Source organism: Bacillus sp. SIMBA_031 (assembly GCF_046535225.1).
In the GTDB taxonomy this organism is placed as follows: Bacteria; Bacillota; Bacilli; order Bacillales; family Bacillaceae; genus Bacillus; species Bacillus velezensis.
Window position 1 is genome coordinate 1 of the sequence record NZ_JAWRXC010000361.1, and the last position, 262, is coordinate 262.

1 protein-coding gene is annotated in these 262 nt (G+C 64.5%); it reads right to left on the reverse strand.

From position 1 onward, the window contains the following. Positions 1 to 192, reverse strand: a 192-nt coding sequence (locus SB724_RS20645) for a hypothetical protein (protein WP_410572794.1), incomplete at its 3' end; no start/stop codon positions are given. Positions 193 to 262: the final 70 nt, after the last annotated feature.

A 262-nucleotide genomic window follows, 5' to 3' on the forward strand; every position in this document is an offset into this window, starting at 1 on the left:
GTCGCTGACAACAATACGCGCGGCGGCCGGCACGCAACGCGCAAGGTTGTCAAGACAGGCAGCGAGCGTTTCGGTGCGATTCATCGTCGTCACGCAGACGGCGAAGGCTGGTTCGGCGCTTCGCGTGCCTGCTTGCGCGCTATCGACATCGGCATCGGCAGCGAACGCCGCGGATTGCACAATCGTGTTCATCGTACGACTCCGTCAGGCGACACGCCGCGCCGCGTTTCCCGCACCACCACGTGTCGATCTGGTCGGCATG